Annotated in this window: 12 protein-coding genes; 4 read left to right on the top strand and 8 right to left on the bottom strand. The window is 67.3% G+C overall.

Going from position 1 to position 15,766, the window contains the following annotated elements:
* Positions 1 to 248: 248 nt before the first annotated feature.
* On the top strand, positions 249 to 1,046 hold the full coding sequence (locus HUA74_RS36125) for an ABC transporter ATP-binding protein (RefSeq protein WP_174458207.1): 798 nt from the start codon (positions 249 to 251) through the stop codon (positions 1,044 to 1,046).
* Between the two features lie 28 nt (positions 1,047 to 1,074).
* On the opposite strand, the gene HUA74_RS36120 is transcribed toward HUA74_RS36125, so the two are convergent.
* The 4 genes from HUA74_RS36120 to HUA74_RS36105 all read right to left on the bottom strand — a co-directional run bounded on the left by HUA74_RS36120 (position 1,075) and on the right by HUA74_RS36105 (position 8,983).
* Complete coding sequence (locus HUA74_RS36120; protein WP_174458206.1) at positions 1,075 to 2,559, bottom strand: putative metal-binding motif-containing protein; 1,485 nt, start codon at positions 2,557 to 2,559, stop codon at positions 1,075 to 1,077.
* Between the two features lie 148 nt (positions 2,560 to 2,707).
* Positions 2,708 to 4,231: a putative metal-binding motif-containing protein gene (locus HUA74_RS36115; RefSeq protein WP_174458205.1), complete on the bottom strand. Its 1,524-nt coding sequence runs from the start codon at positions 4,229 to 4,231 to the stop codon at positions 2,708 to 2,710.
* A gap of 142 nt (positions 4,232 to 4,373) precedes the next feature.
* Complete coding sequence (locus tag HUA74_RS36110; RefSeq protein WP_174458204.1) at positions 4,374 to 5,975, bottom strand: putative metal-binding motif-containing protein; 1,602 nt, start codon at positions 5,973 to 5,975, stop codon at positions 4,374 to 4,376.
* Positions 5,976 to 6,181: 206 nt separating this feature from the next.
* Positions 6,182 to 8,983, bottom strand: coding sequence for a hypothetical protein (locus tag HUA74_RS36105; RefSeq protein WP_174458203.1), 2,802 nt, complete (start codon positions 8,981 to 8,983; stop codon positions 6,182 to 6,184).
* 309 nt (positions 8,984 to 9,292) lie between these two features.
* Between HUA74_RS36105 and HUA74_RS36100 the strand changes: the two genes are divergently transcribed.
* Positions 9,293 to 10,315 (top strand): AraC family transcriptional regulator, encoded by a 1,023-nt coding sequence (locus tag HUA74_RS36100; protein ID WP_174458202.1) that lies wholly within the window; start codon positions 9,293 to 9,295, stop codon positions 10,313 to 10,315.
* A gap of 7 nt (positions 10,316 to 10,322) precedes the next feature.
* Here HUA74_RS36100 and HUA74_RS36095 read toward each other — a convergent pair whose 3' ends face one another.
* On the bottom strand, positions 10,323 to 11,153 hold the full coding sequence (locus HUA74_RS36095; protein WP_174458201.1) for a LysR family transcriptional regulator: 831 nt from the start codon (positions 11,151 to 11,153) through the stop codon (positions 10,323 to 10,325).
* Between the two features lie 95 nt (positions 11,154 to 11,248).
* Between HUA74_RS36095 and HUA74_RS36090 the strand changes: the two genes are divergently transcribed.
* A complete protein-coding gene (locus HUA74_RS36090) occupies positions 11,249 to 12,127 on the top strand; it encodes a pirin family protein (protein WP_254625413.1) in 879 nt (292 codons plus the stop codon).
* Positions 12,128 to 12,217: 90 nt separating this feature from the next.
* On the opposite strand, the gene HUA74_RS36085 is transcribed toward HUA74_RS36090, so the two are convergent.
* Genes HUA74_RS36085 through HUA74_RS36075 form a run of 3 tightly spaced genes read right to left on the bottom strand, consistent with a single transcriptional unit; the run spans position 12,218 to position 14,500 of the window.
* A complete protein-coding gene (locus HUA74_RS36085) occupies positions 12,218 to 12,940 on the bottom strand; it encodes a double-CXXCG motif protein (RefSeq protein ID WP_141643046.1) in 723 nt (240 codons plus the stop codon).
* A gap of 6 nt (positions 12,941 to 12,946) precedes the next feature.
* Complete coding sequence (locus HUA74_RS36080; RefSeq protein ID WP_174458200.1) at positions 12,947 to 13,618, bottom strand: TIGR02269 family lipoprotein; 672 nt, start codon at positions 13,616 to 13,618, stop codon at positions 12,947 to 12,949.
* 12 nt (positions 13,619 to 13,630) lie between these two features.
* Positions 13,631 to 14,500, bottom strand: a complete 870-nt coding sequence (locus HUA74_RS36075) for a GNAT family N-acetyltransferase (RefSeq protein WP_141643044.1) — start codon at positions 14,498 to 14,500, stop codon at positions 13,631 to 13,633.
* A 242-nt stretch (positions 14,501 to 14,742) separates the two neighbouring features.
* Here HUA74_RS36075 and HUA74_RS36070 point away from each other — a divergent pair, with 242 nt between their 5' ends.
* On the top strand, positions 14,743 to 15,765 hold the full coding sequence (locus HUA74_RS36070; RefSeq protein ID WP_141643043.1) for a linear amide C-N hydrolase: 1,023 nt from the start codon (positions 14,743 to 14,745) through the stop codon (positions 15,763 to 15,765).
* Position 15,766 lies beyond the last annotated feature (1 nt).

The raw sequence follows: 15,766 nt of genomic DNA, 5'->3' as shown, positions 1-15,766 counted from the left end.
GAAAACAAGACAGTGCATGCCGAGGTGAAGGGGACGTTTCCTTTCGAGCGCTCGGGCGCAGGAGCGCGGCGCGGGCCCCACCGGGTGGCGGCATTTATCCAGGCCGACTGGTGGTTTCGTCGAGGGACGTGGGGGGGCAGGTGGCGATGTGCCGAGCGAGGGGGCGAGTTGCCGCTCGGTGGTGGGCTGCCGCGGGTTCGCGTCTTGGGAGGGGCGGAGCGGCGGGGCCCGCACTATGGTGAGGAGCGATGAGCGAATCGGGCAGTCAGGTGGCGGCGAAGCTGGCCATCGAGGTGAAGGACCTTCACAAGTCCTTCGGTGACAACGCGGCGCTGCGCGGGGCGAATCTCGTCGTGCCCGAGGGCACCACCTGCGTGCTGATGGGCGTGTCCGGCTCCGGCAAGTCCGTGCTGATGAAGCACCTGATGGGGCTGATGAAGCCGGACCGGGGGTCGGTGAAGGTCAACGGCGAGGAAGTGGCCGAGTTGGACGAGAAGGCGCTGAACCAGCTGCGCCGCCAGCAGGGCGTCCTCTTCCAGGCCAATGCCCTGTTCGACTCGTTCAACGTCTACGACAACGTGGCCTTTCCGCTGCGCGAGCGGACGCAGATGTCCGAGGACGAGATTCGCCAGACGGTGGACAAGACGCTCGCCATGGTGGGGCTGTCCCACGCCACGACGCGCTTTCCGGGCGAGCTCTCCGGCGGCATGCAGAAGCGCGTGGGCTTCGCGCGCGCCGCCATCCTCCAGCCGAAAATCCTCCTCTACGACGACCCCACGGCCGGTCTGGACCCGCTCACCACGGCCTCCGTCAACGAAATCATCTTCACCGGCAAGCAGCAGCTCGGCGCCACCTCGCTGGTGATTACGCCGGACGTGGCCTCTGCCTTCGGCATGGCGGACCACCTGGCGCTGATGCACGAGGGCCGCGTCGTCGAGTACGGCCCGCCCGACTCCTTCCGCGAATCCCAACACCCCGCCGTGAAAGCGTTCCTCAACAACTACCTCCGACGCCGCTCCCAGCGCGTCCGCGCCGCCGAGGGCTGAAGTCCCCTCGGACGGCGCGCGTCGCGAATCAGGGCGTGCAGTAGCGCACGGCGTCCAGCGAGCTGCCTTCCTGCGTGGACGTCATGTAGAGCGCGCCCATGCGACGGGGCTCCAGCTTCTCCATCAGGACCCACTGCGCATAGGCGTGCAGTGGCAACCGCTCGGGACCAGGACTCCTGTCCGCGGGCGCGTGTCCCTCGTCTTGCGTCCACAGCCGCCCCTGGGTTCCGAGCATGGAGCCATCCGAGGGCAACGAGGTGTCCTTGGACACGGCAAGCCAGGCCAGCCGCAATGCACCCTCGTCCACGAAGGCATTGAAATAGGCGATCTCCGGCGCGATAGCGGCCTCCGCGAGGAACTCTGGAACTCCGCCTCCGAACAGATTTCGCACGACCTGAATCTCGTGGCGCCAGTCCGGTGGATTGCGATTTCGCAGGACCAGCACGGGTGACTCCAGGGGGCCACCGCGTGTGGCGCCCAGGTCCACCAACACGGGCATCGACCCGTTGTTGGTCGTGAAGGTGCGCTCGTCTCCGAGGAGCTCCAGGTTCGAATCGAAGCGCCGCAGTCGCACGGTATCGCCCATGGCCGGCGGCAACTGCTCTGTCGTGACCACCACCACGTCACCATTGCGCAGCCAGAGAATGCTCTCGGCATGTGAATTGGAATCCGCGGGGAGCGTGAAGAGTGCCTTGGGAGCCATGAGCACCTGTCCGTGCACATCCGTCACCGTTCCCAGCAATTGAGCTGGGAGGTCGGGCCCAGGACTCGAGCGCCAGACCACCATCAGCCGCTCCCCGTCCTGCGACATGGCCATCCGGGCGCTCCCGGAATCGAGCGGCCTGTCCAAGACCAGGGAGTCCACCGCGCCGCCCTCGGGCTGCGATTGCGGCGCGCCCGAGCTGTCGAGCGGCACGAGGTATGCCCGAAGCGGTGGGCCTGAGGTCCTCGACCCCGTGGCGTAATACAGCGCGGGCCCATCCTTCGTGTCTACGAGTCGAAGGTTGTAGGAGACCCCCGGCGGCTCGCCCGTGCGAGCCCATGGACTCGGGACCGTCGAGGAACCCTGAAGCACCAGCTTCGAGTCCAACCGCAGGATACGAACCTCATCGAGCGACTCGGTCACCGCCACGAGGACTCCGCTGTCCGTTCGGAGGCTCGCGACAGTGGCCCCGTTCAGCGGCTGAGTGAGACGTGTCACGCGAGACCGGCTCGGAGGGTCCGTCACTCCATCACAGTCATTGTCGAGCCCGTCGCACCGCGTCTCCGCCGCTTCGTAGTCCGCACCGTACGAGCGCGCCGTACACTCCGGTTCGTAGGCGCCGTCCACCCACGCCCGAGTCGCTCCCGCGCAGACGCCCTGTTGCTTCTCACAGGCGCTCGGCTCCGCTCCTCCGTCCTCCACCGTCCCCGAGTCCGGCACCGGCTCGTCCTTCGCGCCCGAGGACTCGCACCCCGACGCCACCACCACGAGCAGGAGCCCCACTCCTGCCTGAAGCCACTTTGCTGTCATGACTCATACAGTGGCACGGAGCATCCCTCCGCGGCCAACAACAGTTGAGTCCCGACAAGCATCATCGAGAGGAGCGCGACAGACTCCTCACGAGGAACAATCTCACTGACGGTGCGGCGAACCCAGACAGGGTCCGGGCTCGTCCGCTTCACGGAGTGCAGTAGCGCACGGCATCCAGCGAGACACCGTCCGTGGTGGCCGTCATGTACAGGGCTCCCATGCGCCGGGGCTCGAGCTTCTCCATCAGGACCCACTGCGAATAGCCGTGCAGCGGCAGGGGTTCGGACTCCGCGAACCGCTCCACCTGAGCGTGCCCCTCGTCCAGCGTCCCCAGGCGCCCACTCCACCCGAGGTTGATGTTCCCCCCCGGCGACGGCGCACTGAAGTCCTTGAAATACGAGAGCCACGCCAGTCGCAGCACCCCTTCATCCGCGAACGCACCGAACCAGGCGACATGGGGCGTAGGAGTTGTAACCCAGTCCTCCGGGCTTCCTCCGTGGAAGAGGTTCTGGACCACCTGAATCCTGCGAATCCAATCGGGTGCGCCAGCCATGCGCATCACCAGGACGGGCGACTCCAGGGGTCCGCCCCGCGCGGCCCCCAGGTCCACCAGCAAGGGAGTCGCCGGGAAATGCGCAGACGTTTCAAATGACCGCTCCTCACCTATCGGGTCCAGGTTCGCGTCGAAGCGGCGCAGTCGCACGGCCTCCCCCAGATTCCCATGCCGCACATCAACCATGGCGGCGAGCACCTCTCCATTGCGCAGCCAGATGACACTCCCGAGTCGTGGGCTGATGTTCACCACGTTCTTGAAGAGCACCTTGGGCGCGGTGAGCACCTGCCCTTCGATATCTGTCACCGTCCCCATCACCTCCATCGGCGGGGACTGCGCGGAACCCGAGCGCCAGAGAATCACCAGCCGGTCACCCGAGGGAGAAGTCGCCACACGCGTGGACTCCTGGTCGAGCGGCCTGTCGAGGAGCGGGTACTCCACCAGTCCACCCTCGGGCAGAGGTATCGGCGCACCCAGGTCATCGAGTGGAACGAGATAGGCACGGAGCGGTGCCCCCGCATCGCGCGCCACGGTGGAGTAGTACAGCGCGAGTCCATTCGCGGTGCGCACGAGTTGGGTGCGCTGGAGCGCCTCAGGGGTTCCTCCCGTCCGCACCCACGGCATCGGCACGCGGGTCGTGGCCTGGAGGACCAGCTTCGAATCCAGCCGCAGGATGCGGACATCATCGGGGCTGCCCACGGCCATGAAAACGCCATGCTCTGTCTGGATGCTCGACGCGTACCCCGCGAACAACCCCGCCTCCAGGCTCGTGACGCGAGACCGGACCTCGGGGTCCGTCACGCCATCACAGTCATTGTCGAGCCCATCGCAGCGCGTCTCGGCGGCTTCGAAGTCGGTGCCGTACGAGCGCCCGGTACACTCCTGCTCATAGGCGCCGTCCACCCACGCGCGCCTGGTTCCCGCGCAGACGCCCTGTTGCTTCTCACAGGTCAGCGGGTCCACGCCTGCGTCCGAGCCAGCATCCTCACCACCCGGCCCCCCGTCCTCCACCGTCCCCGAGTCCGGCACCGGCTCATGCTTCGGGCCCGAGGACTCACACCCCGACGACGCCACCACCAGCAGGAGTCCCACTCCCGCCGAAAGCCACTTTGCTGTCATGTCTCATACCGTGGCACGGAATCGCCATCCGCGACCCCTAACAAATGTTTCTCACCAGAACCCCCGCGAGGAGCGAGCGAACCTGCCTCGCGGGGAATGAACTCACGGCCCCTTCAACAAACCCAGATAGAGCCCATGAGGTTCACGGCGTGCAGTAGCGCACCGAGTCCAGGTAGCTGCCGTCCAGCGTGGTCGTCATGTACATGGCCCCCACGCGGCGGGGCGCGAGCTTCTCCATCAGGACCCACTGCGCATACCGATGCAGTGGCAGGTATTCGGAGCCCGGAGACCGGTCCACCGCGGCCTGCCCCTCGTCCAAGGTCCATAGCCGCCCATTCCACCCGAGATAGTCAACACCTCCCGGCGGCGGCGCCTGATGGTCCTTGAACTCAGCAATCCATCCCAGGCGGAGCACTCCTTCGTCCGCGAGGGCGCCGTACCAGAGCACCTCAGCCGGGGAGGGGGCTTCCGCCCACGTCTCCGGTACCCCTCCACCGAAGAGATTCTGGACCACCTGAATCACGCGCGCCGTCCCCACTCGCAGGATGAGCACGGGCGACGCCAGGGGCCCACCGCGCGCGGAGCCCAGGTCCACCAGCAAGGGCATCGCCGCATAGGGGGTTTCAAAGGAGCGCTCGTCGCCCACCGGGTCCAGGTTGGCATCGAAGCGACGCAGGCGCACCGTGTCGCCCGCGAGCCCCGACTTCTCATCACTCATGGCGACCAGAATCTCCCCATTGCGCAGCCACAGGACATTCGCCAGCTTCTGCGTGACGTCCCCCACGCTCGTGAAGAGCACCTTGGGCGCCGTGAGCACCTGCCCCTGCGCATCCGTCACCGTCCCCATCACCTGTATCGGAGGGGACTGCGCGGAACCCGCGCGCCAGATGACCACCACCCGGCCATCCGCGACGGACGTCGCCGCACGAGTGCTCCCACTGTCGAACTCCCTGTCGAGCAGTGGGTACTCCACCAACCCTCCCTCGGGCAGCGGTGTCGGCGCGCCCCGGGCGTCGAGTGGAACAAGGTAAGCCCGGAGCGGTGCCGACCCATTGCGCGCCACGGTGGCGTAGTGCAGCGCCAAGCCCGTCTGCGTGCGCACGAGCTGCGCGTTCTGGAGACTCCCTTCAGGGGCTTCCGTCCGAATCCACGGCATCGACACGCTCGCCGTCCCCTGGATGGCCAGCTCCGAGTTCAACCTCAGGATGAGGACCCTGTTGCTGTCACCAATGCTCACGAACACGCCGCTGTCCGTCTTCAGACTGGAGACGCGCCCGAACGCCGTCTCCAGACTCGTGACGCGCGACCAGCTCGGAGGGTCCGTCACGCCATCGCAATCGTTGTCGAGTCCATCGCAGCGCGTCTCGGACACGTCTTCATAGTCCGCGCCATACGAGCGCCCGGTACACACCGCCTCATAGGCACCGTCCACCCACGCCCGCCTGGCCCCCGCGCAGACGCCGCGCGTCTTCTCACATGCCAGCGGCTCCACACCGCCATCCGACTCGGGGGTGCCAGCGTCTGGCTCGGGAGTGCCACCATCCCCTCCCCCGCCACCATCCAGTCCACCGTCGGTGAAGGTCTCTCCTCCATCCTCGCGGTGGCCACCATCTCCCCCTCCGTCCTCCACCACGCCCGGCCCAGAGTCCCGCTTCCCTTCATCCTTCGAACTCGAGGAACCACACGCCGCCGCCATCACCAGCAGCAGGAGCCCCATCCCCGCATGAACATGCTTTGCTTGCATGCCGCACAGGATGGCACAGCCAACTCCTGGCGTCCCAAGACCCAGACACGCGCCCCGCGGAATCCTTTCCTCACGCAACTATTCCACGAGGCGCCGTCAGCATTCCTTCCCATCCACGTCCTGTGCGCGGCCTTCCACACAACGCGTCCGTCTTTGAAGCCCCGCGAGGAGCCCGACAGTCTCCTCGCGGGGGGGCCCTCGGACTGCTAGCGATTGAGGCCGATGCGCGGACCCGAGCCCGGCGGCACGCAGGTGTAGGTCACCTCCTGGCCCGCCGTCTTCGCGTAGTTGCGCAGCGTCGCGTCCGTCACGTTCGCCGCCGTCCCGTCATCCGGCGTGAAGGCATTCGCGGCCGGACTGAAGAGGAAGCCCTTCACACGCCCCCCCAGCGCCACCCTGGCCACCAGGTCGCACTCCGTCACCGCTCCCCCCAGGACCTTCGAGGTGAACGGCGTGCGCGCGCGCTGCAACAGCAGGTCGATGCGCGGACCCACGCTCGCGGAGTTCGTGTTCGTCAACGTCACCTGCTGACCGACAATCGGCGCCAGGTCCGTGTCGAACGCGAGCAACAACTGCTCCACATCCCGCCGCGTCGCATCCGGGTTGTTCAACGGGAAGCCCACGCCGATGCTCGGGATGAACACGATGGCCGACAGGAACCGCGCCGCGGTGTCCACCGCGCCGTCATGCACGAAGCCAAAGCCTCGCACCTGGTCCCCCGTCCAACCACTGTCCCGCGCCAGGAAGAAGGGCGTCGTCGGATTCCCGAACATGCCGACCTTCTGATACATGTTCCGCAGGTGCGGAATCTTCACAATCTGCGGGATGTTCTCGAAGCTCACCCGACCATCCGTCCCGAAGAAACCCTGGGACGCGTCGATGCGGTGGCACCCCTCACACGTGAAGCCCAACCCCTCTCCAAACGGAATGCCGTCCGCGCGACGCGAGCCCGAATAGAAGTTCAGGCCCCGCTGCTGCGCCGCCGTCAATGAGTTGTCCAGGTTGCGCACCGGGTTCGGCGGCAACTGCACTTGCAGCTGGAAGTCGGTGAAGCGCTGCATCTCCGCCACCGTGGGCATGCTCGCCCGGCCCAGCAGCCCCTCGAACGCGACGATGAAGTTCATGAACGAGAGGTTCGGGTCCAGCTGCCCCACGCCGAAGAAGCCGTTGGAGCGGTCCCCTCGCCAGTGCATGGCTCCGGAGTTGACCATGCCGCGCAGGGTCTGCGTCGTCATGGGGCCCTTCATCGGGTGGAAGTCCTCCACGTTGCCCGAGCCGTTGATGTGCGGCTTCAAGAGCTCCGCCGCCCCCAGCAGGCGCCCCGGAATCGTGTTCTCCACCACGTCCTCATCCGGGTTGCCCAAGTCCCAGGCGAGGTCGTCCATGTCGCCGAAGATGTGGCAGCTCGCACACGAGGCCTCGCCGTTGGCGGAGAGCGTCGTGGCGTCGTAGAGCACCGGCCGCCCCTGCACCACCGCCGCGGGCTCCGGGTTGGCCAGCACCTGCTTGCCCAGCTCCGCGCGCGTGGCCAGGTCGATGACCTTCACCGCGTTGTCGAAGCGGGTCATCACATAGAGCCGGTTGCGCTCCTCATCCAGAATCAGGCCGCTGGGCCCACCACCGCTGACCGGGATGTACGCCGCGCTGTTCAACGTCGGGTTGAAGCTGTCCGCCTCCAGGGCCTGCGTGTCGAACACGCCCACCTTGCTGGAGCTGTATGCGGCCACGTAGAGCTTCCGGCCATCGCGGCTCACCACCATGTCCAACGGCATGGAGAGGCTGTGCGCCTTCGCCGCCGGGTCGAACCCGGGCTCGTTCGCCAGCTTCGAATAGTCCAGGTGCTTGTTCAGGTGCCGGGGCAACACACTGCCCCCGAGGATGGCGGTGATGCGCGTCTCCGCCAGGTGGCCCTGCACCGTGGTGCCGCCGTAGTTGCCGGGGCCCTCGAAGCGGACGTGGTTGAAGGCCTCCGTGTTGGACACGTACACCGTGCCCGTCACCGGGTTGGTCACCATGTTGAACAGCGTGGTGCCCACGTGCGGATAGGCGGCCTTCTGGCCCAGCGTGTTCGCGTCGAGCGCGAAGACGTCCTGGTCCGGCAGCCGGAAGCGCACCGCGTTGTTCCAGTTGCGCCCCAGCTCGTCCTGCCACTGGCTGGACTGGTTGTTGTACTTCACGATGAGCGCCACCTCGGGCGCGGGCACGCCCTGGTGGTTGGTGGCCGGGCCCGGGCTGCCGCCAGGGTAGATGGAGCCATTCACCAGACAGGGCAGATAGGGATTGAAGCCCTCACACACCGCCTCCTCCATGATGGAGGTCGTCTGGTTGCCAGACTTGAACACGGCCGCGTACACCGTCTGCCCATCCGGGCTCACCGTCAGCGCGCGAGGCGTGTCACCGAACAGGTTGAGGATGCGCACCGGCGTGCCACCCAACGTCGTGCCCAGGTTCGCCGGGTCGAAGACCCAGACGTCCGCGCGCCCCACGCCCGGCGTGGTGAGCTGTGGATCTCCCGCACCCGGCACGCCCGCAATCGAGGCGTGCGTGCGGTGCTGTCCACGGTGCGCCGTGGTGATGAACGCCCGGCCCCCCGTGCCCGCGAAGACGATATCTCTCGGCTCGTCACCCACCAGCAGCGTGCGCACCACGCGCGGTGTCCCCGAGAGAGACACGACGCTGACACTGTCCGACAGGTGGTTGACCACCCAGACCTCGCTGTTGCCTCGCGGCGCCACGGCCACCGGCTCCAGTCCCACGGGAACCTTCGCCTGCAGCGCGAGCCCGGAGGCCCCCACCGTGAAGATGGACAGGCTGTTGTCCGGCGTGTTCACCGCGAACAGCCGCGTGCCATCTGGTGACAGCGCGAGCGGACGCACATGGCCACTCTCGAAGGCGATGAAGGACGGAGTCGCCGCGTGCGCCGGGGTGAAGGCCGGCGACATGACGGCGAGCAGCGACAGCGCCGCCAGCAAGGACTTCTGGATGCTTCTGAGTCTCGGGGGAGTCATGGGGAGGCCAGACCTCTGGGTATGACGAGGGGGACGACGCACACGCCGACCAGGGCGCGGCGGGGCATCTGCCGACGGAGGGGTGAAGCCAGAATGTGAGCGGGGTGGAAAAGCGTGGAGCCTTTGAACCGCTACGCTTGAGGCGGTCTACAGACAGACATGATGCGACGCGTCACGAGGAGGGCACACGATGCGAGGGCAAGCATCCTCACCTCCGACATGGCAGGATTCCCAGGAAGACAAGGTACTGGGGGAGGCGCCTTGGGTGCTTGCTCCGTTCCGCCAATTCCTTTGACCAAAGGCGACAACATGAGCTCTCCGGCGACCATGTTGACGAGCTGGGCGCTGGCGCTCCACCGCACGCTGGAGCTGCGTGGCGTGGACTCGCATGCGCTGTTCGTGCAGGCGGGACTGAACCCGGGGCTGCTGGGAGACGCCAACGCGCGCTATCCGCAGGAAGGGATGACTCGGCTGTGGCGGCTGGCGGTAGAGCGCTCGGGAGAGCCGGCCATTGGACTGGCGATGGCGCGGCAGGTGAGTCCCACCACGTTCCATGCGGTGGGCTACCGGCTCAATGCCTCCAGCACGCTGCGCGAGGCCTTCGAGCGACTGGTGCACGCGGTGGCGCTGGTCTCCGACGCGCTCCGGCCGGCCTTCACCCGGGATGGGGACTGCTATCAGGTGATCCTCTACGACGGGGGCGAGGGGCCGCACCTGTGCGAGGAGGAGACGGACGCGGTGGCGTACCTGCTCGTGCGCTTCTGCCGGGTGGTGTACGGCAAGGAGCTGTCACCGCGCGAGGTGCTGCTGCGCCGTCCGGAGCCCTCGGACCTGACACCCTACGCGAAGCTGTTCCGCTGCAAGGTGACGTTTGGAGCGAACGCGGACGTGCTGGTGTACGAGCGGCCACCGTTCGAGGTGACGTTGCCGGGAGCGAACCCGGAGCTGGCGCGCATCAATGATGAGCTCATCACCCGGCACCTGGCCCGGCAGGCGGGGCAGGACGTGGTGGCTCGGGTGCGCGCGGTGCTGCTGGAGTTGTTGCCCCAGGGAGAGCCGTCGCAAGAGAAGGTGGCGGAGCGGCTGCATATGAGCGCGCGCAGCCTTCAGCGGCGACTGGTGGACTCGGGCTCGGGGTTTCGCGAGCTGCTCGCGGAGACTCGCCGGACGCTGGCCCTGTCGTATCTCTCCGAGCCGGGGCGTTCGGTGAGTGAGATTGCGTATCTGTTGGGCTTCTCTGATGTGAGTACGTTCACCCGCGCGTTCCGGCGGTGGACGGGACAACCTCCGAGCCGGTTCGGGATGCCTGCTCGGGCGCGCTCGGGTTCGTGAGAAGGACTCATTCGACGAAGGCGCCCTCCGTCGCGCGCAGCGCGGCGAAGAGGTCCCGCTGAACCTCGCGAAGCTCCTTCGGGATGCCACGGGCCATCGGCGCGAGGAGCCAGAGCGGTGGCCCCGCGTCGAGCTCCCTCTCGAACTGGAGCCGGGCGTCTCCGTGCGCGAGGAAGGCCGGGAGCGCGGCCCGTCCCAGGCCAGCGGAGCACGCATCGCGCATGGCCAGCAGTGAGCTGCACGTCACGGCACCCGGTACGTCCTTGGGGACCTCGCGCCACCAGCTCATCGAGGCCCTGGCGCGCAGCTCAACGCTCGGCTGCAGCCAATCCGGCGCTCCGCCGCGAGCGCGATAGACTCCGACCTTCAACCGTCCAAGCCGTCGACCGCGCAGCGCCCCGCTCGGGTTTTGACCGGGACGCAGCGCGAGGTCCACCTGACCTGGCAGCAGCTCCAGTTCGTCGTCACTCACGAGCACCTCGACCGCCTGCGCGGGCCTGGCCTTCGCGAGCGCGAGGAACAAGAGCGGGGCCAGCACGTCGCTCGTCGTGATGACCACGGTTCGTTCCCGGCCCCGTCTCTCCGCCCCTACGAAGTCCTCGATGTCCCTCGCGGCCACGCGCATCGCCGCGGCCCGCTCCGCGATTCGCAGCGTCAGCGCGCTCGGCACCAGTCGCGCGCCCCTCGCGAACAGAGCCGTGCCGAGGCGTGCCTCCAGCGCCGCGACCCGCCTCGACACCGAAGAATGTCGGAGCGACAACTCGCGTCCGGCGGCCTCGACGCTGCCAGTGCGAACCAGCGCCTCGATGGTCTGAAGCTCGTCCCAGGAGATGTGCATTCTCGCACATCTTCTGTGCATCCATCCGGAGGTGTCAAACGAGCCGGGCCGGGCTAACTCCTTCACCGCGCATCCCAGCGCGGGAGGAGACGAACATGGGCAGACACCGGGACCGCCCCTTTCAAGGCGAGGACGTCGATGCGCTCCTCCGGCTCAACGCCGACGACTCGCTTCTCGCCGCCGCTGACGAGGCCCACGTCGTGAAGCTCTCACGTCGCACGTTCGTCGCCGGAAGTGCCGTGGCCCTCTCCGGTTGTCATACCGATAGGAACCTGCCCATGCCGCGCCTCGAACACCGCACGCTCGCATCGCTGCCTCGCACCACGCTTTCGTGGCTCTCGCTCCGGGACCACTTCGTCGCGACGGTGGGACCCCACTCCGGCCAGGGTCGACCGCTGGGGCCGCTGCTCGTCCTCGCGGATGCGACATTCGCGCCGAAATCGCGGTTCCCGCTTCACCCTCACGAGGAGATGGAGATCCTCAGCATCGTCGTGGACGGGACGCTCTCGCATCACGGAGACCAGGCGCACGGCGCGACGATGGGACCAAGGACCGCGCAGTTGATCTCCGCGCGGAGCGGGATGATGCACGCCGAAGGAAACGACACAGACCGGCCGACGCGGATGCTCCAGTTGTGGTTCCGGCCACACACCTACGGCGGCCCCCCTGCCTACTACTCGCGCCAGCTCTCGGATGACGGGCGTCAGCTCATCGCGGGCGACGAAGGGATGCCTTTGCGCGCCGACGTGCGGGTCTGGTGGCTCCCGCTCGTCGCGGGCCGGCCCGAGCGGCTGACGCTCGACCGCGCCCGTAACGGATACCTGCTCGCGACGACGGGACCGCTCCGGGTGGAGGCGCTCCAAGGAGGCTCGGGTGTGGACCTGGCGCTCGGCGAAGGCGCCGTGCTCGGCGAGGGCGCCGTCACTGTGACAGCGGACACCGCGAGTTCGGCGCTCTGGATTGACCTTCCTTGATGCGATGGCTCCGATGTCTCGTGGTGGCCCTCCGTCAACGAGACCTGAGCATGAGCGCACGGCCCGCGGCGGAAGTGGGGGAACTCGGGCTCAGCGGGTTGGCAGCTCGCGGAACGTGAGGCCGTCGAGTTCCAGGCGGAGCACGGCGTCTTTGAACCGCTCCGTGCCGATGACCATGGTGGCGAAGTTGCCCAGTCGGAACAGGTCCAGGTCCGTGGGCAGGGTGGCCGCGTCCAGGATGGGCTCATCGGGCCATCGGAGACTGAACCGGTCACAGGTCGGGCACGGCGGTGGATGTCCTGGCGGCATGCAGTCGGGATGAAGCCGTCCTCGAGGAGCCACCTGGAGTTCCAGCAGCTCGGGCGGGGCCTTCTGGCGAAACCGCAGCTCCGTGCGGCAGCCGAGCAAGCCTCGCAGTCCTTCCGCCTGAAGGAGCTCCAGTGCTTCACGGCGCATCAGCAGGCGAATGCCTCCCAGCCAGTCAATGGACCCGAAGCTCCCAGAGGCACGCCCCACCAGAGGTCCGAAGGTTGTCCCAGGAGGAAGGGACACGTCTGGAGGCACCAGGGGACGCACCAGCTCGCGCAGGCGCACGAACTCAGCGAAGGGCTCGGGCCTGGGCCTTTTAAACTCGTCGTGCTCTGGGAGCCCGGAGAGATCGACGGACGGGTAGTCGTGCCCCACGGAGCTCCAGGTCGCGCCACAGGAGTGGCATCGCAAGCCAGGCAGCCCCCACTTGTGGCTCCCATCCAGCTCGTTGCCGTGCTTCGCCATTGCGGCTTTGTCTTCGTCCAACAAGAAGAAACGGCTCATGCGCACCTACGCTCCTGGGCGGGAGTAGTACGGACGGATAGGACCACCCATCAGCTCAAAGCGGTGGATAAGCTCGCCCGCGTGCCTGAAAATCTCTTCGGGAGAGGCACCACTGTTCGCCTTCCGGAATGCTCGCCACGCATCGTTCCAGGCACCTCCACGCCCCGTGCCATCATGGATGCGCCGGTGGACGGAGAGTGGAATGGGCATCGTGTAGTGATGAATCTTGACACCCTGACGCTCGAACCACGCGGCCAGGTCATTCGCCTGCGGAAAGATGTGGTGCTTCTCCCAACGCCCCGCCGTGAGCTGGCGTGACGGAGGGATGACTCGGTCCGGAGCACCGTTCCAGTTGGGGAACGTCATGATGGAACCCGGAGGGAGCTTCTGCGCTCCGCCCCAGTTTCTCCGAGGACCACTGCCCGGTGCCGCCGCTGCAGCGGGTGGTCTCGACGGAGGAAAGCGCGCCAGCTCCACGGCTACAGGCGTGTCCTCGCAGCGATAGAAGCCGCAGGTGTCACCCAGGCACAGCAGGGTTACACACTGGTCTTCCTCTGGTGCCTGACACTCCAGCTCGGCCTCGTCCCAGGCCTGCTGCACGGGTGGCTTTTCAACCGTGGAACAGCCCAGCCAGGACACCGCGACCAACGCAAGCCATTGGACATAAGGGATTCGCATGGGCCAAGCCCATCACGTCCGCGCCATCACCGGGAAGCGATTGGCTCCCGCGGGCAGCGAGAGGTTGCGCACGAAGAGGTCCGCCTCCATGTCCTCGCCAATCACTTCCGCCCCAGGCCACCACCGCTCGGGCGTGAAGCCGAACTGGACCGCCTTCACGGGCTCGTCCACCAATCGTGACAAATGCGGACGCAAATCGAAGCCCTCGCGCGCGAACACATCCTCGATGTAGAGCGTGCCGTCCTCGACGCCCGCGAAGACCCACGCGTCCTCGCTCAGCTTGCGCAAGGGCCGCGCGAAGTTCGCCGCCGCGTACCAGGTCGCGATGTGTCCGTGCCGGCGCGCACCGAAGCGCTCCGTCACCGGGACGCCCTCCTCCGCCAACGCGACGAGCCTCGCCCGCACCGACGCCTCGGACACATCCAACACCGGCGCAGGCTCCCCCCTCGGCGTCACCTCCAACGTGACGCCGAACAACGTCTGCTCCCGGGGCTCGAAGCCAAAGCGCGGATAGAAGTCGAGCACCTTCTTGTTCGCGAACAGCACCACCGGCGCGTCCCCACACGCCTCCATCGCCGCCTCCATCGCCACCCGCGCCAGGCCCTGCCCCCGACGCTCGGGCACACACCCCACCGCGCCCAATTGATAGCCGACCACCTCGCGCCCCTCCACGCGCAGGCACATCCGCATCACGGAGGCATTCGCCACCACCCGGCCCTCGTCCACCACGCTGAACGCGCGGTAGTCGTCCGTCCACTCGCCCCAGGCGCACCAGCGGCGGAAGTCCACCGTGCGGAAGACCTGGGGCACGTACTCACAGAAGGCCGCTTGCAGCGCGGAATCACGGTGGTCGATGGCCACCACCCGAGGAACTTTCGACATGGGCGACATGAACATCACAAACGCCCGCCTGGTGGGAAATTCCCCGGAGGCGCCGCGTTTATCGGGGACGCACGTGCCTTCCGCGAGAACGCACGCCTTGGCCGCTCGCGTGCGATAGGCAACACGCCCGGGGGCACGAGACCCGCGTGCGATTTCAACCGCTGGGAATCGCTGACAGGACGGCGGATGGCGCGGCGGCTGCACAGGGCCGCCCTCGCCAACCCCACACAAGGAGCCGTCACATGTGCACCGACTTCCTCGTCGTCGCCTCGGACAAGAGCGTCGTCAATGGCCGCAGCATGGAGTTCGGCGTCGACCTCGACTCGAAGCTCCTGGTCCGAGCCCCCGGTGAGAAGTTCGTCTCCCCTTCCCCCAAGGGACTCAACGGCCTGACGTGGACGACCACCTACGGCTACGTCGGCCTCACCGCCAAGGGCAGCCTCCCTATCATGGTCGACGGGCTCAACACCGCCGGCCTGTCCACCGGCAGCCTGTGGCTGCCCGAGTCCCGCTACCCCAAGGTCACCGACAACGCCAAGGCCCTCACCCTGGCGCAGTTCCCCGGCTGGGTGCTCGGCAACTTCGCCACCGTGGCGGAGGTGAAGTCCGCCCTCCAGGAAGGCGAGGCCCAGGTCTGGGAGAGCGACTGGCTGGCCCAATACCTGCCCCTGCACTTCCCCATCCACGACGCACAGGGCAACAGCCTGGTCGTCGAGTTCCTCGACGGCGAGATGCACCTGCACGACAACCCCGTCGCCGTGCTCACCAACGCGCCGCCCTTCCCCGTCCAACTCCAGAACCTGCGCGACTACGTGGGCCTGTCCCCCTGGGACGCGAAGCGGGTGGAGCTGGGCTCGGAGACCTTCGCCCAGCCCGGCCACGGCAGCGGCCTGCGCGGCCTGCCCGGGGACCCGATGCCACCTTCCCGCTTCGTGCGGGCCGCGTACCTCAAGCAGTTCGCCCGGCCCGTCGCCAACGCCACCGAGGCCACCAGCCTCGCCTTCCACCTGCTCAACACCGTCGACATCCCTCGCGGCACGGTCCGCTCGCTCGATGAGAAATCCCTCAAGGAAGAGGACGACTACACCCAGTGGACCGTGGTCAAGGACCTCACCCACACCGTCCTCAACGTGCGCTTCTACGAGGACCTGCTCATCTACTCGGTGAACCTCAAGACGCTCGACTTCAAGGGCGCCAACGGCAAGACCTTCGCCGTGCCGACGAGCCCCGCATCCATCGACATCACCTCCAAGCTGACGACCTGAG

Origin of the sequence: Myxococcus sp. CA051A (assembly GCF_013336705.1) — a bacterium.
Lineage (GTDB): Bacteria > Myxococcota > Myxococcia > Myxococcales > Myxococcaceae > Myxococcus > Myxococcus llanfairpwllgwyngyllgogerychwyrndrobwllllantysiliogogogochensis.
Note: the sequence above shows the minus strand (reverse complement) of the source record. Positions and strands in the feature narration are given on the sequence as shown.